The 21,466-nt window shown below is 42.8% G+C and carries 19 protein-coding genes; 15 read left to right on the top strand and 4 right to left on the bottom strand.

Going from position 1 to position 21,466, the window contains the following annotated elements; all coding sequences use genetic code 11:
• Nucleotides 1–265 precede the first annotated feature (265 nt).
• The 3 genes from purL to glnB all read left to right on the top strand — a co-directional run bounded on the left by purL (nt 266) and on the right by glnB (nt 5,409).
• Nucleotides 266–4,234, top strand: a complete 3,969-nt coding sequence (gene purL, locus C9J47_RS10050; RefSeq protein ID WP_107253377.1) for a phosphoribosylformylglycinamidine synthase — start codon at nt 266–268, stop codon at nt 4,232–4,234.
• 324 nt (nt 4,235–4,558) lie between these two features.
• Nucleotides 4,559–4,972 carry a hypothetical protein gene (locus C9J47_RS10045; RefSeq protein WP_107253376.1) on the top strand — a complete coding sequence of 138 codons (414 nt, stop codon included), beginning with the start codon at nt 4,559–4,561 and terminating at the stop codon, nt 4,970–4,972.
• Between the two features lie 98 nt (nt 4,973–5,070).
• The gene (gene glnB / locus C9J47_RS10040; protein WP_006230835.1) at nt 5,071–5,409 is read left to right on the top strand and encodes a nitrogen regulatory protein P-II; all 339 of its coding nucleotides are present in this window, start codon (nt 5,071–5,073) and stop codon (nt 5,407–5,409) included.
• Nucleotides 5,410–5,494: 85 nt separating this feature from the next.
• Here the strand turns inward: glnB and C9J47_RS10035 are convergent, their stop codons facing one another.
• Entirely contained in the window at nt 5,495–6,112 is a 618-nt protein-coding gene (locus C9J47_RS10035; protein ID WP_107253375.1) for a YitT family protein, read from the bottom strand.
• Nucleotides 6,113–6,510: 398 nt separating this feature from the next.
• Here C9J47_RS10035 and glyA point away from each other — a divergent pair, with 398 nt between their 5' ends.
• From glyA to C9J47_RS09980, 10 genes are all read left to right on the top strand, one after another.
• Nucleotides 6,511–7,761, top strand: a complete 1,251-nt coding sequence (gene glyA / locus C9J47_RS10030) for a serine hydroxymethyltransferase (protein WP_107253374.1) — start codon at nt 6,511–6,513, stop codon at nt 7,759–7,761.
• 209 nt (nt 7,762–7,970) lie between these two features.
• Entirely contained in the window at nt 7,971–8,420 is a 450-nt protein-coding gene (nrdR, locus tag C9J47_RS10025) for a transcriptional regulator NrdR (protein WP_006230838.1), read from the top strand.
• 79 nt (nt 8,421–8,499) lie between these two features.
• Nucleotides 8,500–9,615 (top strand): bifunctional diaminohydroxyphosphoribosylaminopyrimidine deaminase/5-amino-6-(5-phosphoribosylamino)uracil reductase RibD, encoded by a 1,116-nt coding sequence (ribD, locus tag C9J47_RS10020; RefSeq protein ID WP_107253373.1) that lies wholly within the window; start codon nt 8,500–8,502, stop codon nt 9,613–9,615.
• A 28-nt stretch (nt 9,616–9,643) separates the two neighbouring features.
• On the top strand, nt 9,644–10,300 hold the full coding sequence (locus C9J47_RS10015; protein ID WP_107253372.1) for a riboflavin synthase: 657 nt from the start codon (nt 9,644–9,646) through the stop codon (nt 10,298–10,300).
• 21 nt (nt 10,301–10,321) lie between these two features.
• A complete protein-coding gene (gene ribBA, locus C9J47_RS10010) occupies nt 10,322–11,425 on the top strand; it encodes a bifunctional 3,4-dihydroxy-2-butanone-4-phosphate synthase/GTP cyclohydrolase II (protein ID WP_107253371.1) in 1,104 nt (367 codons plus the stop codon).
• A 193-nt stretch (nt 11,426–11,618) separates the two neighbouring features.
• Entirely contained in the window at nt 11,619–12,089 is a 471-nt protein-coding gene (gene ribH / locus C9J47_RS10000; RefSeq protein ID WP_006230842.1) for a 6,7-dimethyl-8-ribityllumazine synthase, read from the top strand.
• Nucleotides 12,089–12,556 carry a transcription antitermination factor NusB gene (nusB, locus tag C9J47_RS09995; protein ID WP_006230843.1) on the top strand — a complete coding sequence of 156 codons (468 nt, stop codon included), beginning with the start codon at nt 12,089–12,091 and terminating at the stop codon, nt 12,554–12,556. The genes ribH and nusB overlap by 1 nt, the downstream gene beginning before the upstream one ends.
• Before the next feature lie 94 nt (nt 12,557–12,650).
• On the top strand, nt 12,651–13,625 hold the full coding sequence (gene thiL / locus C9J47_RS09990; RefSeq protein WP_107253369.1) for a thiamine-phosphate kinase: 975 nt from the start codon (nt 12,651–12,653) through the stop codon (nt 13,623–13,625).
• Between the two features lie 3 nt (nt 13,626–13,628).
• A complete protein-coding gene (gene pgpA / locus C9J47_RS09985) occupies nt 13,629–14,114 on the top strand; it encodes a phosphatidylglycerophosphatase A (protein WP_107253368.1) in 486 nt (161 codons plus the stop codon).
• Nucleotides 14,115–14,271: 157 nt separating this feature from the next.
• Nucleotides 14,272–16,347 carry a hypothetical protein gene (locus tag C9J47_RS09980; RefSeq protein ID WP_107253367.1) on the top strand — a complete coding sequence of 692 codons (2,076 nt, stop codon included), beginning with the start codon at nt 14,272–14,274 and terminating at the stop codon, nt 16,345–16,347.
• Between the two features lie 106 nt (nt 16,348–16,453).
• On the opposite strand, the gene dxs is transcribed toward C9J47_RS09980, so the two are convergent.
• From dxs to xseB, 3 genes are read right to left on the bottom strand one after another with little or no spacing between them, the layout of a single operon-like run.
• Nucleotides 16,454–18,316, bottom strand: coding sequence for a 1-deoxy-D-xylulose-5-phosphate synthase (gene dxs, locus C9J47_RS09975; protein WP_107253366.1), 1,863 nt, complete (start codon nt 18,314–18,316; stop codon nt 16,454–16,456).
• A 24-nt stretch (nt 18,317–18,340) separates the two neighbouring features.
• Entirely contained in the window at nt 18,341–19,243 is a 903-nt protein-coding gene (ispA, locus tag C9J47_RS09970; RefSeq protein WP_107253365.1) for a (2E,6E)-farnesyl diphosphate synthase, read from the bottom strand.
• On the bottom strand, nt 19,236–19,478 hold the full coding sequence (gene xseB / locus C9J47_RS09965) for an exodeoxyribonuclease VII small subunit (protein WP_006230849.1): 243 nt from the start codon (nt 19,476–19,478) through the stop codon (nt 19,236–19,238). Before xseB ends, ispA begins: the two co-directional genes overlap by 8 nt.
• A gap of 216 nt (nt 19,479–19,694) precedes the next feature.
• On the opposite strand from xseB, the gene pomA reads away from it, so the two are divergent.
• Both pomA and C9J47_RS09955 read left to right on the top strand, forming a co-directional pair.
• Nucleotides 19,695–20,456: a flagellar motor protein PomA gene (gene pomA, locus C9J47_RS09960; RefSeq protein ID WP_006230850.1), complete on the top strand. Its 762-nt coding sequence runs from the start codon at nt 19,695–19,697 to the stop codon at nt 20,454–20,456.
• An 8-nt stretch (nt 20,457–20,464) separates the two neighbouring features.
• On the top strand, nt 20,465–21,397 hold the full coding sequence (locus C9J47_RS09955) for a flagellar motor protein MotB (RefSeq protein WP_107253364.1): 933 nt from the start codon (nt 20,465–20,467) through the stop codon (nt 21,395–21,397).
• Nucleotides 21,398–21,466: the final 69 nt, after the last annotated feature.

Raw genomic sequence — 21,466 nt, 5'->3', positions numbered from 1 at the left:
TGAATTCGTTAATGTGTGTCTCAAAACGGGTTTAAATCTTTTTTTTTACAGTTGTTGTAAAAAAAACGCGCAAACGGTTGCGTCAAGAGTTACGTCACAAAAAAAATTCCTTTATACTGTGCTCCATCGTAATCCATGTACTCACGATAAAGCGCTAAAAAGTTGCTGAAGTGGTTAAGGTGACATTGACGTAATAAACCCAAATTTGTTGGGTGTTAGGCCAATATCACCTTCATTCAATTAGCTAATCGAGAGTAGTACGCACATGGAAATTTTGCGTGGTTCACCCGCACTATCTGAGTTTCGCGTTAATAAGCTATTAGAGCGTTGTCGCGAGTTAGATCTACCTGTGTCCGGCATTTATGCCGAGTTCATGCACTTTGCTGATGTCTCTGCTCCCCTGAATTCAGATGAGCAAAGCAAGCTTGCGAGCCTGCTTACATATGGTCCGACGATCGCAGAGCATGAGCCTACTGGCACTATGCTTCTTGTTACTCCTCGTCCCGGTACTATCTCTCCATGGTCTTCTAAGTCTACCGATATCGCGCAGAACTGTGCGTTAGGTAACGTTAAACGCTTAGAGCGTGGTACGGCTTACTACGTAGAAGTCACAGCAGATCTTACGGATGCACAACTTACAGAGTTAAAGGCTCTGATCCATGATCGTATGATGGAAGTTGTCTTTACTAATGTCGATTCTGCAGCTGCATTATTTACCCAAGCAGAGCCTGCACCTGTTCAAAGTGTTGATATCTTGGCCGGTGGTCGCAAGGCGCTAGAAGATGCCAATCTAAAATTGGGCTTAGCATTAGCTGAAGATGAAATTGACTACTTAGTCGAAAATTTCACTATGTTAGGTCGCAATCCTAACGATATTGAATTAATGATGTTTGCTCAAGCGAACTCTGAGCACTGTCGTCATAAAATCTTTAATGCTGACTGGACTATCGACGGTGTCGAGCAAGATAAGTCATTGTTCAAGATGATTAAGAACACCTACGAAAAAAATCATGAGCACGTTCTGTCGGCATATAAAGATAATGCGGCAGTGATGGAAGGTTCAGAAGTAGGGCGTTTTTTCCCTAACCCTGAATCTCGCCAATATAACTACCATCAGGAAGCTGCCCATATCCTGATGAAAGTAGAAACACATAACCACCCAACGGCGATTTCACCATGGCCAGGTGCATCTACCGGTTCTGGTGGTGAAATTCGAGATGAAGGCGCTACAGGTCTTGGTGGTAAACCAAAAGCTGGTTTGGTTGGTTTTACTGTATCTAACTTACGTGTTCCTGGCTTTGAACAGCCTTGGGAAACAGATTTCGGTAAGCCGGGTCGAATCGTTAATGCATTAGATATTATGCTGGAAGGCCCACTCGGTGGTGCGGCATTCAATAATGAATTTGGTCGTCCTAACCTATTAGGTTACTTCCGTACATACGAAGAAAAGGTGACATCGCATAATGGCGAAGAGATTCGCGGTTACCACAAGCCAATCATGATTGCTGGTGGCATGGGTAATATTCGTGCCGATCATGTTCAGAAAAAAGAAATCCCAGTTGGTGCCAAGCTAATTGTACTTGGTGGCCCAGCGATGAACATTGGTTTGGGCGGCGGTGCTGCTTCATCAATGGCGTCTGGTCAATCAGCAGAAGATTTAGATTTCGCATCAGTACAACGTGAAAACCCAGAAATGGAACGTCGTTGCCAAGAAGTGATCGACCGTTGCTGGCAGATGGGGGATGATAATCCAATCGCATTTATTCACGATGTAGGTGCTGGTGGTATTTCAAACGCCTTACCTGAGCTTGTCGATGATGGCGAACGTGGCGGTAAATTCCAGCTACGTAACGTACCTAATGATGAACCGGGTATGAGCCCGCTAGAAATTTGGTGTAACGAATCTCAAGAACGTTATGTTATGGCTGTTGCGCCAGAAAATCTGGCCGTATTTGAAGCTATTTGTAAACGTGAGCGCGCCCCGTTTGCCGTTGTTGGTGAAGCTACAGAAGAGCGTCATCTAACACTTGAAGATGAACATTTCGATAATACGCCAATCGATATGCCTATGGATATTCTATTAGGTAAAGCACCCAAAATGCATCGTGACGCGAAAACACTGAAAGTTGAAGGTCAGGAAATTGACCGCAGTGGCATCGAATTAGAGGCGGCAACACAACGTGTATTACGTTTACCAGCTGTTGCTGAAAAGACATTCCTTATCACGATTGGTGATCGCAGCGTAACTGGTTTAGTTGCACGTGATCAGATGGTAGGTCCTTGGCAGGTTCCTGTTGCTAACTGTGCAGTCACAGCGGCGAGTTATGATACTTACCACGGCGAAGCAATGTCGATGGGTGAACGTACACCTGTTGCACTACTTGATTTCGGCGCATCTGCTCGTTTAGCCGTTGGCGAAGCGATTACCAATATCGCAAGTGCTGATATTGGCGATATGAAGCGTATTAACCTATCGGCAAACTGGATGTCTCCAGCGGGTCACCCTGGTGAAGATGCGGGTTTATACGAAGCCGTTAAAGCAGTAGGTGAAGAGTTGTGTCCTGCTCTTGGCTTAACTATTCCCGTTGGTAAAGATTCGATGTCGATGAAAACCAAGTGGGAGCAAGATGGCGAGCAGAAAGAAGTCACTTCTCCGTTATCATTGGTAATTACTGCATTTGGTCGTGTTGAAGATGTACGTAAAACAGTAACGCCACAGTTGCGTACCGATAAAGGTGATTCAAGTTTAATCTTGATTGATCTAGGTTGTGGTCAAAACCGTCTTGGTGCGACTGCGCTGGCTCAGGTCTACAAGCAACTGGGTGATAAGCCTGCTGATGTTGATAGCCCTGAATTACTAAAAGGCTTCTTCTATGCAGTTCAAGCATTAATACGTGATGAAAAAGTATTGGCTTACCATGACCGTGGTGATGGTGGTTTATATGTGACTCTGGCTGAAATGGCATTTGCGGGCCACACTGGTGTTGAAGTTGACATTAATACGTCTGAAAGCGATGCATGTGACGATGTACTAGCAATGCTTTTCAATGAAGAGCTAGGTGCTGTACTTCAAGTTCGTACTGAAGACCTCGATACGGTGAAATCAGTACTTGCCGAGCATGGCTTAACAGCATGTAGCCATGTTATTGGTACCGTAGTAGATGAAGATGTGGTTCGTATCTGGAATGGCAATGAGCGCGTTCTTGAGCAAAGCCGTACTGACCTTCGTACTGTCTGGGCTGAAACAACTTACCAGATGCAAGCGATGCGTGATAACCCTGCGGGTGCCTTGCAAGAATTTGAAGCGAAGAAAGATAATAGTGATCCTGGCCTAAGCGCTCAGCTAACCTTCGACATTAATGAAGATGTAGCCGCACCCTTTATTGCTGCTCCATTTATTACAAAAGCACCAAAGACTGGTGCATCAGTAGTTAATGCACCTGCAATTAATTTAGGTGCCAAACCACAAATGGCAATTCTACGTGAGCAGGGTGTTAACTCTCATGTTGAAATGGCAGCGGCTTTTGACCGTGCTGGTTTTGAAGCTAAAGATGTTCATATGAGTGACATTCTATCTGGCAATGTTCAGCTAGAAGGTTTCAATGGGCTTGTTGCTTGTGGTGGCTTCTCTTACGGTGATGTATTAGGTGCCGGCGAAGGTTGGGCTAAATCAGTGTTGTTTAACAACATTGCTCGTGACCAATTCGAAGCATTCTTCAAACGTAACGATACATTCTCATTGGGTGTGTGTAACGGTTGCCAGATGATGTCGAACTTAAGTGAGCTTATTCCAGGTTCAGATCTGTGGCCACGCTTTGTTCGTAACGAGTCTGAGCGTTTTGAAGCACGTTTCAGCCTAGTTGAAGTACAGAAGAGTGACTCGTTGTTCTTCAATGAAATGGCTGGCTCTCGTATGCCAATCGCGGTTTCTCATGGAGAAGGTCGTGTAGAAGTGCGTAACGGTGAGCACCTAAATGCTATTGAGCAATCAGGTACTGTTGCGTTACGTTACCTTGATAACTTCGGTAATGTTACTCAGAACTACCCTGCGAACCCGAACGGTTCACCAAATGGTATTACAGGGTTAACAACCACTGATGGTCGTGTAACGATTATGATGCCTCACCCTGAGCGTGTATTCCGTACTGTGGCTAACTCATGGCACCCAGATGACTGGAATGAAAATAGCCCTTGGATGCGCATGTTCCGTAATGCCCGCGTTAATCTTGGCTAACGATGAAAAATGGAAATAGGTTAAAACAATAACCTAGGTTTCAATACATTGAAAACCGTCATCTGGTTGGGTGGCGGTTTTTTATTACCTGAATAATCGTAATCTAGTGAGTTTTTTGATCTAATACAGTTATGATTGAATTAGTGGCTTGCGTGAGTAAATGGAACTTTTACGTTGAGAGCTGTCACACTTATTAGGTGTTACTAATAAGTATAATTATATATACCTAGGAGATCTCAATATGTAGGGGCAAAGTGTCTTTTGCGAATTTTATTGGGCTCTATGCGGTACTGTTAATTTTCAAAGTCTTATCAAGGATGAAGTATGGGGCTAGACGATCTTAAACAAAAAAATGTAGTCAATGCAGCCAAGATCTTGGCGGTATTAGTTGCCACTTGTTTACTCAGGTATGTAGACTCATTCACAGTTATCTTTAGTTATAATCAAGTCGGTATCGTGCCGAGTATTGTCGCTATGTTGGTGTTACTTTCTGGGATCTTCGCTACGACGGGATTATTTAGAGGTATGATGTGGGGCTTTATTCCACTGTATTTTTTCATTCCAGCAGCCACAATGTTTTTTGGTATTAGTATTATTCCATTTCTACCTAGCCTTGTTTCTCCCGAGTTTCGGAGTATTGCGGTACTAACCCTGAACAGCATTGTGTTGCTCTTTGCTGTGTTTTTATTATTACGAATGATGGATTCTAATACTATTTTACAAACGGAAAACGCTTAAATTACAGTGCTGAATCTGTGATAATAGCGCTAACGTTAATAGGTTTATACGTAATCGTATTCATAAATAGACCCATACTCAGCAAAGGACGATGAGAAATGAAAAAGATTGAAGCCGTTATTAAGCCTTTTAAGCTTGATGATGTTCGCGAAGCATTAGCTGAAGTGGGTATCACAGGTATGACTGTTTCTGAAGTGAAAGGATTTGGACGTCAGAAAGGTCATACAGAATTGTACCGTGGTGCAGAATACATGGTCGATTTTCTGCCAAAAGTGAAACTAGAAATTGTTGTGACCGATGAAGTAGCAGAGCAATGTATCGAAACGATTATCGAAACCGCGCAAACGGGTAAAATCGGTGATGGTAAAATCTTCATGTTCGATGTCGAGCGTGTTGTTCGAATCAGAACTGGCGAAGAAGACGAAGATGCGATTTAACTAGATAAGATACCTATATGTATCTGTCTAGTGCTAAAAAAGGCTTACCATAACGGTAAGCCTTTTTGCTATTTGGGTATGCGAGTCAACTGCTTGCTTTCGCCGTACTTGGATTGTAACGGCTTGGTTTATGGTTCATGGCTAATACAAGATTAAGCATCACAGCTCCTAATACCGAGAGCATAAGTACAAGTGGTGTTACAAAGAAGAATGAACACACTAAAATACTGACATCAATTCCCATCTGCATTTTCCCCGCTGGAATACCAAATTTTTCTTGGCAGTATAAAACGAGTACATTGAACCCACCTAAACTTGTACGATGACGAAAGAGTATTAGCATACCTAAGCCCATCAACAGACCACCGAGAATGGCACAATAAATAGGGTCTAAACGGCTGATTTCTAATACAAGATGTAGATTGTCAGTAATAATCGACACTAACCCACCAGAAATGATACTGGTAATAGCAAATGATTTACCCATACGAAACCACGCCATGAGGTAAAATGGCGTGTTCATTAAGAAATATAACTTACCAAAAGACACATCAACGAACTGGGTAAGCAGCAGTGCTAGCCCTGTAGTGCCTCCCGTTAAGAGGTCTGCTTGTTGAAGAAAAAATATTCCCTGTGCAACGATAAATGTACCCGTGAGAATGGCAATAATATTCTCATTCAATGAATGCTTGGAACCGCTCAAAACAAAACTCCTTATAATTTATGGGCGCAATTCTAATCGTGTAACCTCATAGAAAGAAGTAGTACGGTAAAAGCAAAAAATAGAAGCTGTAATTATTTTTTTACGTCGTTGTAAATTATTATTTTTTGATTTTTCTTGAATTTGTATAGAGTGAATGTTTCCTGTCTATTGTGCGTTTGCAAGATTATGAAAATAATTCATGTAACCATCGATAATAAACATGAAGAAATTGTAATAATAAATGATTTTAGGGGTATCTGATTTAGATCAATTTCTGTAAAATACAGCGTTAATTACTGGTGATACGAAAACGTTTGCGTCCACGTGGCGTCTAGCTTTGCGGTTTTTCGTTTTTACCCAAATATTGTGGTTATACCTACCTTAGTCAGGAGAGACAGATGCTAAAGCGCGATATGAATATTGCCGACTATGATGCGGAACTTTTTGCAGCCATTCAGGAAGAAACAGCACGTCAAGAAGAACACATCGAGTTGATCGCTTCTGAAAACTACACAAGCCCACGTGTAATGGAAGCTCAAGGATCTCAGCTGACTAACAAATATGCTGAAGGTTACCCAGGTAAGCGTTATTACGGTGGTTGTGAGTTTGTTGATAAAGCAGAACAATTAGCTATTGATCGTGCATGCCAGCTTTTTGGTGCTGAATACGCGAACGTACAGCCTCATTCTGGTTCTCAAGCTAACAATGCTGTTTACATGGCACTACTAAATCCAGGCGACACTGTATTAGGTATGAGCCTTGCTCACGGTGGTCACTTGACTCACGGTTCTCCAGTAAACTTTTCTGGTAAGTTATACAACATCATCCCTTACGGTATCGATGAAACTGGTCAGATCGATTACGAAGAAATGGAAGCATTGGCGTTAGAGCACAAACCTAAGATGATTATCGGTGGTTTCTCTGCGTATTCTCAAATTGTTGATTGGAAACGCATGCGTGAAATTGCAGACAAAGTAGATGCATATTTCTTTGTTGATATGGCACACGTTGCGGGTCTTATTGCGGCAGGTGTTTACCCTAACCCGGTTCCACATGCCCATGTTGTAACAACAACAACGCATAAAACATTAGCCGGCCCTCGTGGCGGTCTAATTCTGTCAAATGACGGTGAAGACCTTTATAAGAAGTTGAATTCAGCGGTATTCCCTGGTGGTCAAGGTGGCCCTCTAATGCATGTTATCGCAGCAAAAGCGGTAGCCTTCAAAGAAGCAATGGAACCTGAATTTAAAGTTTATCAAGCTTGTGTTGTTGAAAATGCGAAAGCAATGGTTGGCGAGTTCTTAGAGCGCGGTTACAAGATTGTATCTGGTAGCACTGAGAATCACTTGTTCCTTGTTGATTTAATCGACAAAGGCATCACAGGTAAAGAAGCGGATGCCGCACTGGGTGCAGCTAATATTACCGTTAACAAAAACAGTGTTCCAAACGATCCACGTAGCCCGTTTGTAACCTCTGGTATTCGCATTGGTACACCATCGATTACTCGCCGTGGTTTTACGGTTGAAGATACTAAGCAGCTTGCTGGTTGGATTTGTGATGTGCTTGATAACACAGATAAACCTGAAGTTATCGAAGCAACGAAAGCGAAAGTATTAGAAATCTGTAAGCGTTTACCTGTATACGCTTAATGAATACTTGAACGGCGGTGATTAAATAGTAGTCACCTCGTGCTTCAAACCTAAATTAACGGCACCTTTTAAGGTGCCGTTTTGTTTTTCAGAACAAATAGTCACAATGTGCCGTCTTTTTGTTACGAGATTATAAATAAAACCATGGTTATATTCTCTTTCTAGCGTTGAAATGGGTTACACTGAGTCGACGAAAGTTAGGAGGCGTGATGCATTGTCCTTTTTGTGGTGCCAATGACACCAAAGTAATCGATTCCCGTTTAGTTGCAGATGGTCATCAAGTTCGTCGTCGTCGCCAATGTTTAGCGTGCAATGAACGCTATACAACGTTTGAGACTGCCGAATTGGTGATGCCAAGAGTGATAAAAACCAACGGTAACCGTGATTCATTTAATGAAGATAAACTTCGCGGTGGTATTCAGCGTGCGTTAGAAAAACGTCCGGTGAGCGCAGATGATATAGAACGTGCTATTAACACGATAAAATCCCGTTTACGCGCAACGGGTGAACGCGAAGTGCCATCAGATATGATTGGTAACTTAGTAATGGAAGCATTAAAAGAGCTGGATAAAGTTGCTTATATCCGCTTCGCTTCTGTTTACCGTAGTTTTGAAGATATTCGTGAATTTGGCGAAGAAATTGCCAAGTTAGAAAAATAAAAGAATAGTATTAGCTTGCTGCTTTCGATAAGAATCAGCGAGCTAGGCTATTACTCTCTAAGCTAAAAGAATGCATTCGATGTTCTCACCTATTGATCACTCCATGATGCTACGTGCTATTGAATTGGCGAAACGTGGTCGCTTCACTACAGCACCTAATCCCAATGTAGGTTGCGTTATTGCTCAAGGCTCTACCATTGTTGGCGAAGGTTTTCATTACCAAGCTGGTCAGCCTCATGCTGAAGTGTTTGCTTTACGTGCTGCTGGCGAGCAAGCGAAAGGCGCCACTGCGTATGTAACGCTTGAACCCTGCTCCCATTTTGGTCGTACCCCACCTTGTGCCCAAGCCTTAATTAATGCCAATGTTTCTCGTGTTGTTTGTGCCATGGTTGATCCCAACCCTAAGGTGGGTGGCCGTGGGATCGAAATGTTGCAAATTGCGGGCATTGAAGTGCAAACGGGTTTATTAGTAGCAGATGCGCAAGCGTTGAACCTCGGTTTTATCAAGCGAATGAAAACCGGGCTACCGTATGTACAGCTAAAATTAGCAGCAAGCCTTGATGGGCGAACAGCCTTAGCGAATGGTGAAAGTAAGTGGATCACTGGCCCAGAAGCTCGTGCTGATGTGCAACGCTTTCGCGCAAGATCGGGAGCTATTTTATCAACAAGCTCTACCGTTATTGCTGATGATCCATCGTTAAATGTACGTTGGAGTGAATTGGGTGAGCCAGTACATGCTGAATACCCAGAAGCCGCTTTACGTCAACCTACGCGTGTTATTATTGATAGTAAAAACCGTGTTACACCCGACTTTAAACTGTTTAGTCTTGCGGGGAAAACCCTATTAGCACGTGCTGAAATGGGGCAAGAAACGTGGTCTGATTCTGTCACTCAGGTCCTCATTCCAAAGCAAGATAATTCAGAGCAATTAAATTTAACTTCGCTAATGCTTGAGCTCGCGAAACAGGATATTAACCATATTTGGGTGGAAGCGGGGGCTGAGTTAGCGGGCGGATTGTTAGCGGCAGGGTTAGTTGACGAGCTTATTCTTTATCAAGCTCCTAAACTGATGGGGTGTGATAGCCGTAGCTTAATTAACTTAAAAGGGCTGACATCGATGTCTCAAGTACTTAATCTTGAGATAACAGATGTTCGTATGGTTGGTCCTGATTTACGTATTATTGCTCGCGTTTAACGCTTGAGCGAACCAAGGAATTTTAAACATGTTTACTGGCATTATTGAAGCTATCGGTACTATTTCTGCATTGACGCCTAAAGGTGCTGATATTTCGGTAACGGTTGATTCAGGTAACCTTGATTTATCCGATGTTAAACTGGGTGACAGTATTGCTACAAATGGGGTTTGTCTAACCGTTGTCGCATTAACCGATAAAGGCTACGTTGCTGACTTATCGTTAGAGACATTAAAGCGTACTGCTTTTACTGACTATAAATCTGGCCAGAAAGTGAATTTAGAAAAAGCTATGTTACCAACTACCCGTTTTGGTGGTCATATGGTATCTGGTCATGTTGATGAGGTGGGCAAGATTATTGAACGCACTCACACTGGTCGCGCCATTGAATTTTGGGTGAAGGCGCCAGCGCATTTAGCTAAATATATTTCTGAAAAAGGCTCAGTATCGATTGACGGTATCAGCCTTACGGTTAATGCAATTCGTGGCGATGAATTTAAGCTAACGATTGTTCCTCATACTGCCTCAGAAACGACAATGGAATCATTCCAGGTTGGTCGTGTTGTTAACTTAGAAGTTGATGTTATTGCCCGTTATTTAGAACGCTTAATGCTAGGCGATAAAGCCGCTGACAAAAAGTCAGAAGTCACGATGGACTTATTAGCAAGAACTGGGTTTTTAGGATAAAGATTAAAGAAGGGTATTGTTATGGGTTTAAGCACTGCGAAAGAAATTATTGATGATATTCGCCAAGGTAAGATGGTTATCTTGATGGATGATGAAGATCGTGAAAATGAAGGCGATCTTATCATTGCAGCAGAGAAAATTACGCCAGAAGCTGTTAACTTCATGGCAATGTTCGGTCGTGGTTTGATTTGCCTAACCTTAGCGCATGCACGTTGTAAGCAACTCAACCTACCATTAATGGTACAAGACAATACTGAACAGTTTAGTACTAACTTCACTGTTTCTATTGAAGCCGCCGCTGGCGTAACAACCGGTATTTCAGCCGCAGATCGTGCAACAACAGTACAAGCCGCTGTTGCCCCGAATGCCAGCTTTTCTGATATCGTGATGCCGGGACATATCTTCCCATTAATGGCACAAGAAGGTGGTGTACTTAGCCGTGCTGGTCATACCGAAGCGGGTTGTGATATTGCGCGTTTAGCGGGTCTAGAGCCTTCAAGTGTTATTGTCGAAATCCTAAACGAAGATGGCACGATGGCACGTCGTCCTCAGTTAGAAGTGTTTGCTGAAAAGCATGGATTGAAGCTAGGTACAATAGCTGACCTTATCGAATATCGTAATAATAACGAAACCACTATTGAACGAATAGCAGAATGCCGTTTACCAACAGAGTTTGGTGAGTTCGATATGATTACGTACCGTGATACCATCGATAATGAAATTCACTATGCATTGCGTAATGGTGATGTGAAAGAGAATGCAGAAACGTTAGTACGTGTTCATTTGCAAGACACGTTTAAAGATGTTCTACATTCAGGCGCATCGCAATGGACATTGCCTACTGCAATGCAACGTATTGCTTCTGAAGGTGGTGTATTGGTTGTGCTGAGCAAGCAAGAAAACCATGACACAATTATCACGAAAGTGAAAAATCTTGCAGCGAACGATAACGGACAGCCTAAAGTGAAATTGAACCCGAAAGATCAATCTCGTCAGGTTGGTGTGGGCTCTCAGATCTTATCGGATTTAGGCGTTTCAAAAATGCGTCTGCTTGCATCAAGTACACAACGTTATCATTCACTTTCAGGTTTTGGCCTAGAAGTTGTAGAATATATTTGTGAATAATTATTGCTTGGTTGGTAAATTGCCAGCGAGAATGTAAGTAATATCTATTTTGTCCCAAAGTGCGATAAGCACTTTAGAGGGCTTTAATTTAATCAAACGAATAAACCAGCGGTTGTCCGTAGCGACTTTTATATAAAGTGTGGTAGACTCCCGCGGTTTCTCGTATCGGAAAGACATAGTCACAGGAAGGCCCATGAATGTAATTGAAGGCGCTATCGCGGCACCAAACGCAAAAATTGCTATCGTAATTGCACGTTTCAACAGCTTTATTAATGAAAGCTTACTTGCTGGTGCATTAGATGCGCTTAAACGTCAAGGTCAGGTAAGCGATGACAATATTACAGTTGTTCGTTGCCCTGGCGCTTATGAGTTACCACTTGTTGCTCAGCAGGTTGCTAAGAGCGATCGTTATGACGCTATCGTTGCTTTAGGCTCTGTGATCCGTGGTGGAACACCACACTTTGATTATGTTGCCGGCGAGTGTAATAAAGGTCTGGCGCAAGTCGCACTAGAGTACAATACTCCAGTTGCATTTGGCGTTCTGACTGTAGATTCAATCGAACAAGCCATTGAGCGTGCCGGTACCAAGGCTGGTAATAAAGGGGCAGAGGCTGCACTAAGCGCGCTTGAAATGGTAAATGTACTGTCCCAAATCGAATCCTAATGGGGGTTAATGTGAAACCAGCTGCACGTCGTAATGCTCGTCATTTTGCTATCCAGGCAATTTATTCATGGCAGATCACGAAAGGTAATGTTGCGGAAATCGAGCAACAGTTCCTTTCTGATGACAAATTTGAAGAAGAAGAGCACCAGGCTGATGCACCTAGTCTTGCTGCACCACATACAGATCTGAACTACTTTCATGATCTTTTGAATGGTGTTGTACAGAACCATCAGGAATTGGACAGCAAGATGCGTCCTTACCTTTCTCGTCCACTTCAAGATTTGGACCAGATGGAACTTGCTCTACTTCGCTTAGCGATGTATGAGATGACTAAACGCGATGATGTTCCTTATAAAGTTGTTATCAATGAAGCAATCGAGCTAGCTAAGCTATTCGGTGCTGAAGATAGCCACAAATTTGTGAACGGTGTGCTTGATAAAGCAGCGCCAACACTTCGTAAAAAGTAATCGAAAAAGACGTTTTGAGGCCAGCAATTGCTGGCCTTTTTTCTATCTGATTTTTCTGTTTACTATCATATCCATCAACTAATAATAAAATATTATGGCTAGTAACGAATTTGATCTTATCGCTCGCTATTTTGAGCACCAATCTGTCAATCGTCGTGATGTTGCCCTCGCAATTGGCGATGATTGTGCCTTACTCTCTGTGCCTACTGGCAGTCATCTCGCTGTCAGTACCGATTCCCTTGTTGCGGGAACCCATTTTCTTGCTGATGCCGATCCTGCACTCATTGCTCATAAAGCCTTAGCCTCGAACCTGAGCGATTTAGCAGCAATGGGGGCAACACCTGCATGGGTATCGTTAGCATTGACTATGCCAGAGCCTAATGAGGCATGGTTAAGCAAATTTTGTGAAGGGTTCTTTGCCTTAGCTGAATATTTTAATGTGCAGCTTATTGGTGGCGATACGACTAAAGGTCCGTTAAGCATTACCCTAACCGTTCACGGTTTTGTTCCGGAAGGGAAGGCACTCACTCGCGCCGGGGCAAATTCTGGTGATTGGATTTACGTAACCGGAAACCTCGGTGATAGCGCTGCAGGGTTAGCGATATTGCTTAATGAAGTCACGGTTGCAGATGATGCATTAAGAAATACCCTATTAGAACGGCACTATAAAGCGCACCCTAGAGTACTTGCTGGGCAAGCATTGATTGGTATCGCTTCTGCTGCGTTAGATATTTCTGATGGGCTTATTTCAGATTTGGGGCATATTCTAAAACGGTCGCAGGTTTCAGCCGTTATTGATGTTGATAAACTCCCTATTTCTGATGAATTGCTTACGTTCGAGAGTGATAGACAAAAAGCCCAGCAGCTTGCGCTTACCAGTGGTGAGGAATATGAATTATGCTTTACTGTTCCAGAGAAAAATCGAGGAGCCGTCGATACATCTCTAGCACACTCTGGGGTTAAAGTGACTTGTATTGGTCAGTTGCGACCAGGGCAAGGTATTCAGTTGACCCAAAACGATAAACTGCTAGATTGGCAGTTGCACGGTTTTGATCATTTCGCGGAGTAAAGTGTGAGTAATCCTAAAGATAGAATAAATTTAAAAAACCCGTGGCACTTTTTAGCCACAGGTTTCGGGAGTGGTTTATCACCTATTATTCCCGGAACAATGGGTACAGTTGCATCTATACCTTTGTATTTATTGATCGTTCAACTTCCCTTTGCTGCATACATTTTAATAACGATTGTTGCTGCGGTGATTGGTATTACTATTTGTCAGAAAACGTCTGATGATATGGGAGTACATGATCACGGCAGTATTGTGTGGGATGAATTTGTTGGTTTCTGGATCACGATGGCCATTGCGCCTGTGGTGAATTGGCAATGGATACTGGCGGGATTTGTGTTGTTTCGATTCTTCGACATGATCAAGCCATGGCCTATCAGTTGGTTAGATAAGCATGTGCATGGTGGTTTTGGCATTATGGTTGACGACATTCTAGCAGGTTTCATGGCGATGATTTGCCTTTGGGGTGTCGGCCACTGGTTTGGCTGGTAATCGTTATACTAACTCAGTATTTACTGTTTCAGCTGAATACCATTATTAAACCGTGCATGGCGCGGTTTTTTTATACCTTAAGCTAAATCAATCAACAGGCTATTATTTGTTCGTCTAACCTTTATGTAAACTAAATCACTAACTGTCATGGTGAGATATGGGTTGGTTACACCTTGTTTGGATTGCATTTCTTTTTATTTCTTTTTCGGCGTCAAGCCAAGTATATCCATCAACGGCAACTGGCTGGGTATTACCCGGCGTGTGGGAAGAGCCGTTAGCGACATCAGTGTTTGATTCCGCCAAAGAGGTAAAAGAGTGGGAAGTTCAGCATGCTGATGTGGTCTTTGGAAGTTTAGATGATGTTGCCTTAAACCAGCAAACAATCGCGATGGGCTATATGTATACCCAGAAGTTTGATTGTCGACCTGAAGAAAAAACCGCATGGTTAAATAGAAAAACGGCAGAACGAGGTATCGACGTTGAAAATGCGTATCTTCATTACTTGGAAGATACCATCTTATCTGTTCCTTCGGTTGATGGGGGGATGGATTACTTACTAAAAGGGCAGCCCCTTCACTTATTGCTCATTCGTGATGGCAATCTTTCTACCGCCCGCCCGCCTTTAACCCTTAAGCCTTCAGACGAAATAATATTGATTTCTTCTTATCCGTTTGATCAGTTTGATGTCGTTGCTGATACTGTTCCGAGCGTTATGAGGAGTGTTGCTGGTGATGATGGCAATATCGCTAAATGGACCTCGTCAGATACTCAGTGGCTAAAGCGGCAAAAAACTTGGCAAGGCGAATTTACGTTAGCATCCGCTTGGCTGTCGGCATTCCCTTTCTATCAAGATCGCGAAATGAACACGGGGTTGAAGGTATTAAGTCGCGGCTTGAAAATCTGGGCATTAAAATTAAATTGGCCAGCAGGTACAACGCTGTCTGCATTGAGTTTAAAGCCTTGGATTAAGGCTGATAATAACACCTTGTCTTTCCCTGGCTGGGATGATCAAAATGATCGTAATCATGATGGATTTATTAGTAAAATTGAATACAGCACAAGAAGTAACGTAAATGCCAGTGCACGTTTTAAGCATCAAGCAAGATTAATTCCAGCCTCTGGGCTGTGGAGAAATAGCTGTTGGTATCGAACCAATTTTAACCGCTCTGAGATAAATGATTTATACGGTGATTGGTATCATTATGATTGGCAACGACAAGGTTTGAGCGGTGCTTATAATGATGATATGGCTAAGTTGCTTGGCGAAAATCAATTTGCATTAATTACTGGCGGGCAGATTGCAGAGCTTCCTTTTAAGGTTGGTAATGATGAGGCCGCTAAATTTTACGCCGAGCAGATGGCTGACTTTCTTCAAATAATCAAAATTAAAACCGGCACACGCTGGTTAGCTGCAAATATATCAGAGCTTAACCTTTGGGAGTACACAGCTTGGCCCACACCGTTACGCGATATAATGGACGTATGGTTACGTGAGCATTACCTTAGCCCTGCGATGGGGCTAGAGCGAATGCAACGATCGTGGGATAGCTTTGCATTAGCGAGATTAGGTGATAAAAGCTTAATCATGGCAACAACACGAGGGGGTAGAAGCGAAAACAATCTCACCTCAAGTATTGCATGGCATAAAGATATCGAGACGGGTTTAGCTTTATATTACTTTTTTAATTTGCCAAAAGTAACGTATTACCATAGCTGGAATCAGACGTTTATTTACGGCAGTAATAATACCCAGTTTGGTAATGATAATCGCGGTTCGTCGAATTGGTATCGCCAAGGTATCCCGAAAAATTGGGCTTATCAACCGACTAAAATGCTCGATATTTCTATTGGATACCCCAGTAAAACCCCGAAAGGCTACAAGCCTGTTTACTGGAAAAGTAAGCAAGGTAAAGCAAAGACAACAGAAACAAAACTTCTAGTCGGACAAGAAAAAGTGAGTTTACAGAAAGCGAACTGGTTTTGGTTATACCGCTCCGGCTGGATCAGTGAATTTCCTGATGAAGGGGTAATAGCAAGACAATACAGCGATGGCTTGGTGGTTTATCGAGCAAAAAAAGAACGTAATCAAGCGAGTTACTTTAGTTCAAAACCATTACGGGTCTCGTTGCCTGGCGTATATCAACGCGTGAACAGTGACGGTTCGTTGAGTGCCTCAATGCATTATATTGAATTGGGTGGCTATGAAGGGGCGGTGCTTAAAAGAGTAAAATAGAGAGATAAAGTAGGATGAGAAGAGAAGCTCCTAGTATCTAGATAAAACTAGAAACTAGGAGGAAGGTAAGTAAGTTGAGACTTACCTTTTAGCGATAAAGCTTAAGTTAAGCAATATAATCACGAATTTGCTTCTCAATACCTGCGGCATCAATTTCTAATGCGGTATGCAGTTCTTGCTGCGTGCCTTGCTCAACAAAACGGTCGGGAAGGCCAATATTGAGCACTGGCTTTAAGCATTTTGATTTCATCATGAACTCGATAACACCACTGCCAGCACCACCGGCAATAGCGTTTTCTTCAACCGTAACCAAGACATCATGATTGGCAGCTAATTCTAGAATGAGCGCTTCATCAAGCGGCTTCACAAACCGCATATCGGCCACAGTAGCATTTAATTTTTCAGCAGCTTCTAGTGTGTATTCCAGCATTGTACCGAAATTCAGGATAGCAATCTTCTCACCTTGACGGCGAATAATCCCTTTACCGATTTGAAGAGCGGTCATTTCTTTTTGTATTTCTGCACCTAATCCATTACCGCGAGGGTAACGTACCGCGCTTGGGCCTTGATGCTTATGACCCGTGTATAGCATTTGGCGACATTCATTTTCGTCGCTTGGTGCCATAATCACGATATTAGGAATACAACGCATAAAGCTAAGATCAAAAGCACCTTGGTGAGTTTGACCATCAGCACCCACTAGACCACCACGATCAATAGCAAACATCACCGGAAGTTCCATAATGGCAACATCATGAATTAATTGATCATAGCCGCGCTGTAAAAATGTCGAATAGATTGCAACTATGGGGTTATAGCCACCAATAGCCATACCACTTGCTAGCGTTACTGCGTGTTGCTCTGCAATCGCGACATCAAAATACTGGCTTGGGTATTCTTTCGAAAAGCGTACCATGCCAGAGCCTTCACGCATCGCTGGCGTGATAGCCATTAGTTTTTCATCTTCAGCGGCCATATCACATAGCCAATCGCCAAAAATCTTCGAGAAAGTCGGTTTAGCATTTGCCGCTTTTGGTAACGGGTTTTGGCTTAGATCGAATTTAGGTACTGCGTGGTAATTAATTGGATCCGCTTCAGCTGGTGCGTAACCTTTACCTTTTTTCGTCATAATATGAAGGAACTGCGGTCCTTTCAGATTGCGCATGTTTTTCAAGGTCTTGACTAATTCAGCAACATCATGGCCATCAACAGGGCCAATATAGTTGAAGCCTAGCTCTTCAAACATGGTGCCAGGAACAACCATGCCCTTGATATGCTCTTCTGCGCGTTTAACCAATTCTTTGATTGGTGGCGCGCCAGCTAATACTTTCTTGCCGCCTTCACGAATCGTGGTGTAAAGGCTGCCAGAGAGTAAGCGAGCTAAGTGATTATTCAGTGCGCCGACATTTTCTGAAATTGACATTTCATTGTCATTTAGAATCACTAACATGTCTGAATGTACATCACCAGCATGGTTCATGGCTTCAAATGCCATGCCTGCGGTAATCGCACCATCACCAATTACGCTAACAACTTTACGGCCTAAGCCTTCTTTATTAGCGGCAATAGCCATTCCAAGACCAGCACTGATCGAGGTTGAAGAATGACCGACAGATAATACGTCGTACTCACTCTCGCCACGCCAAGGAAATGGGTGGATACCGTTTTTTTGGCGGATCGTTGACATCTGGTCACGACGACCAGTTAGAATTTTATGTGGGTAAGCTTGATGACCGACATCCCAGATCAAATGATCAAAAGGCGTGTTATACACATGATGTAGGGCAACAGTCAGTTCTACAGCACCAAGACCTGAGGCAAAATGCCCGCTTGACTGGCTGACTGAGTTAAGCAAGTAGGTACGTAGTTCATCACATACCTCCGGTAAACTTTCAACCGGCAGTAAGCGTAATTCATCTGGCGTATTGGCTAAAGCAAGATGAGGGTATTTTGATATATCCAGAGTCATAACATTTCGGCGCTTTTACTGATTTTAGTTATTGCGTTCGATAATGTATCGGGCAAAAACTTCTAATTGGGTTGTATTGTAGGGTATTGCATCCAATGCTTGTAGCGCTTCTTGATAAAGTTGTTGTGTTTTTTGTTGTGCACCTTCCAATCCTAATAAAGCTGGGTAGGTACTTTTATCAAGCGCGAGATCTGAACCTTGTGGTTTCCCCAGTGTTTCAGTATCACTTGTGACATCAAGAATATCGTCTTGAACTTGGAATGCGAGACCAATCGCGTCGGCGAATTGGTTTAGCTGTGGCAATACCGCTACACCTTTTTGGCCTGCAGCGAGTGCACCTAAACGAACGGCACATCGGATAAGTGCTCCCGTTTTGTGCTTGTGAATAGCTTCAAGCTGCTGTAAATCAACGTGTTTACCTTCTGCTTCTAAATCAAGTGCTTGACCTATACACATTCCCGCAGCGCCAGAGGCTTGGGCAAGCTCTTTGATCATTGCGATACGTTGCGTATTACCGTCATTACTTAATTGACCATCAGCTAGAATTTCAAAAGCTAGTGTTTGCAGTGCATCTCCAGCAAGAATAGCTAAAGCTTCATCAAATGCAATATGACATGTTGGGTGACCACGACGTAGCTCATCGTCATCCATAGCAGGCAGATCATCATGAATTAATGAATAAGCATGAATACATTCTACCGCTGCAGCAGGAGTATCAAGATCTGCACATTCAGCCCCTAGCATTTGACCCGTAATATAGGTTAAAAACGGACGCGCGCGTTTGCCGCCGAGTAATGTGCCATATTTCATGGTTTTTACTAATGCTTGATCGGCAAAAGGCTGCGCTTCAAGCCATTGAGCTAAATGTTGGTTACTACGATCCTGATAATGTTTCAGTGACTGTGATAAAGTTAAATTGTTATTCATTGTTCTCATTAAATTCAGTCAGTGGTGCTTCATCATCAGCTTGAAGTAATATTTCTACACGCTGCTCTGCTTGCGTAAGTTTTTTCTGACTAGTGCGAGCAAGCATAATGCCGCGTTCAAATTTCTTTAATGCATCTTCGAGTGCAATATCACCAGACTCTAACTCGTTTACAATGGAATCGAGTTCATCTAATGCAGCTTCAAATGCCATATTTTCTGGTTTTTTAGCGGCCATAAATCATTCACTATTTTCTAAGTGTTGGAAAAGTAACGCAGAGAGTAATCTGGGTCAAATTATGTCACATGATTTTGTGTTTGAGGCAGTAATTTTCGTCTTTTGAACGAAGAAAGCTAAATGAAAAACGAAAGGTGCCGATATAGGTACACTTCTGTAGAATACCGCTGTTGATTTAATAATAAATACGATGCGTCACAAAAAGGGGAGCTTTTCGTGGATTTGGCAACGCTTATAGGCCTAGTAGGTTCATTCGCATTTGTAGCAATGGCAATGTTACTAGGTGGCAGTTTAGGGATGTTTTTTGATGTTCCCTCGGTATTGATTGTACTGGGAGGAACGACATTTGTTGTTTTGATTAAATACAGCATTAGTCAGTTTTTCGGTGCAGCTAAAATTGCAGTTAAAGCATTCATGTTCAAAACGGACAATCCAGAAGACTTAATCGCTAAAATTGTTGAAATGGCTGACGCCGCGCGAAAAGGGGGATTTTTAGCGTTAGAAGAAATGGAAGTTGATAACACTTTCTTACGTAAAGGTATCGATCTGCTTGTTGATGGCCATGATGCTGATGTTGTTCGTGCGACGTTACAAAAAGATATCGGCTTAACCAATGAGCGACATGAAAAAGGGGTGGGTATTTTTAGCTCCTTTGGTGATGTTGCACCAGCAATGGGGATGATTGGTACGCTAATCGGTTTAGTCGCGATGTTGTCCAACATGGATGACCCTAAATCAATTGGCCCTGCCATGGCTGTGGCTTTGTTAACCACCTTGTATGGTTCTATTGTTGCGAACATGGTGGCAATACCGATTGCTGACAAATTGTCATTACGTAAGAACGAAGAGAAACTGAATCGTCGACTAATTCTTGATGGTGTTCTTGCTATTCAAGATGGTCAGAATCCGCGAGTGATCGATGGGTACTTGAAAAATTACCTTAATGAGAAAAAACGTGGCGTAGACGTAGATGGTTAGAGGTCACAATGGAAGAAGATGATTGCAAGTGCCCCCCTGGCGCGCCGTTATGGATGGCGACCTTTGCGGATCTAGCGACCTTGTTAATGTGTTTTTTTGTACTCTTGTTGTCATTCTCAGAGATGGATGTACTGAAATTTAAACAGATTGCAGGTTCGATGAAATTTGCTTTTGGTGTTCAAAATATGCTGGAAGTGAAAGATATTCCTAAAGGCACCAGTGTTATCGCGCAAGAGTTTCGCCCTGGGCGGCCTGAGCCAACACCGATTGAAGTTATCATGCAACAAACCATTGATATGACTCAACGCACGCTAGATTTCCATGATGGTGAATCAGACCGTGCCGGAGGCACCAAGCGTGATGCGGGTAAGTTAACTGGTGGGCAATCGGCTGATGTGGCAACTCAAATGAATCAAAATAATCAATCTGAGATGTCTGAGTCGCAAGAGCAGTTATTGGAAGTCATGCAAAAAGCACTTGATCGCGAAATTCAAGATGGTGCGATTGAAGTTGAAAATTTTGGTCAACAAGTCGTTATTCGAATCAAAGAAAAAGGGGCGTTCCCGGCGGGTTCTGCTTTTTTACAGCCTAAATTTCGCCCCTTAGTGCGACAGATTGCTGACTTAGTGAAAGATGTTCCCGGCATTATTAGAATTTCAGGTCATACTGATAATCAGAAGTTAGATTCTGAACTATACCGTTCAAATTGGGATTTATCTGCGCAGCGAGCAGTCTCTGTTGCTCAGGAAATGGAGCAAGTTAAAGGGTTTGATCACAAGCGATTACGGGTGGTTGGATTAGCGGATACTGCGCCATTAAATAGCAATAAAACGGCGGAAGAACGGAAAGTAAATCGTCGAGTTGAGATTTCGATCATGCAGGGTAAGCCGCATTACTCTGATGAAGTGACGAGTTCAGACATACAGAAAAGCGCTGAATAGCTATTATTAGTATCAAGGTGCGGTGTTTTAGAGCAGCTATCTTTTTGTAACTGTTTGAGTTTGAAAGGT

Source organism: Photobacterium indicum (assembly GCF_003026215.1).
Taxonomy (GTDB): domain Bacteria; phylum Pseudomonadota; class Gammaproteobacteria; order Enterobacterales; family Vibrionaceae; genus Photobacterium; species Photobacterium indicum.
Note: the sequence above shows the minus strand (reverse complement) of the source record. Positions and strands in the feature narration are given on the sequence as shown.

What these genes read in the sequence shown, in the direction of transcription:
- purL (WP_107253377.1), top strand. Translation starts at nt 266, where the DNA reads ATGGAAATTTTGCGTGGTTCACCCGCACTATCTGAGTTTCGCGTTAAT.
- C9J47_RS10045 (WP_107253376.1), top strand. Translation starts at nt 4,559, where the DNA reads ATGGGGCTAGACGATCTTAAACAAAAAAATGTAGTCAATGCAGCCAAG.
- glnB (WP_006230835.1), top strand. Translation starts at nt 5,071, where the DNA reads ATGAAAAAGATTGAAGCCGTTATTAAGCCTTTTAAGCTTGATGATGTT.
- glyA (WP_107253374.1), top strand. Translation starts at nt 6,511, where the DNA reads ATGCTAAAGCGCGATATGAATATTGCCGACTATGATGCGGAACTTTTT.
- nrdR (WP_006230838.1), top strand. Translation starts at nt 7,971, where the DNA reads ATGCATTGTCCTTTTTGTGGTGCCAATGACACCAAAGTAATCGATTCC.
- ribD (WP_107253373.1), top strand. Translation starts at nt 8,500, where the DNA reads ATGTTCTCACCTATTGATCACTCCATGATGCTACGTGCTATTGAATTG.
- C9J47_RS10015 (WP_107253372.1), top strand. Translation starts at nt 9,644, where the DNA reads ATGTTTACTGGCATTATTGAAGCTATCGGTACTATTTCTGCATTGACG.
- ribBA (WP_107253371.1), top strand. Translation starts at nt 10,322, where the DNA reads ATGGGTTTAAGCACTGCGAAAGAAATTATTGATGATATTCGCCAAGGT.
- ribH (WP_006230842.1), top strand. Translation starts at nt 11,619, where the DNA reads ATGAATGTAATTGAAGGCGCTATCGCGGCACCAAACGCAAAAATTGCT.
- nusB (WP_006230843.1), top strand. Translation starts at nt 12,089, where the DNA reads ATGGGGGTTAATGTGAAACCAGCTGCACGTCGTAATGCTCGTCATTTT.
- thiL (WP_107253369.1), top strand. Translation starts at nt 12,651, where the DNA reads ATGGCTAGTAACGAATTTGATCTTATCGCTCGCTATTTTGAGCACCAA.
- C9J47_RS09980 (WP_107253367.1), top strand. Translation starts at nt 14,272, where the DNA reads ATGGGTTGGTTACACCTTGTTTGGATTGCATTTCTTTTTATTTCTTTT.
- dxs (WP_107253366.1), bottom strand. Translation starts at nt 18,316, where the DNA reads ATGACTCTGGATATATCAAAATACCCTCATCTTGCTTTAGCCAATACG.
- ispA (WP_107253365.1), bottom strand. Translation starts at nt 19,243, where the DNA reads ATGAATAACAATTTAACTTTATCACAGTCACTGAAACATTATCAGGAT.
- xseB (WP_006230849.1), bottom strand. Translation starts at nt 19,478, where the DNA reads ATGGCCGCTAAAAAACCAGAAAATATGGCATTTGAAGCTGCATTAGAT.
- C9J47_RS09955 (WP_107253364.1), top strand. Translation starts at nt 20,465, where the DNA reads ATGGAAGAAGATGATTGCAAGTGCCCCCCTGGCGCGCCGTTATGGATG.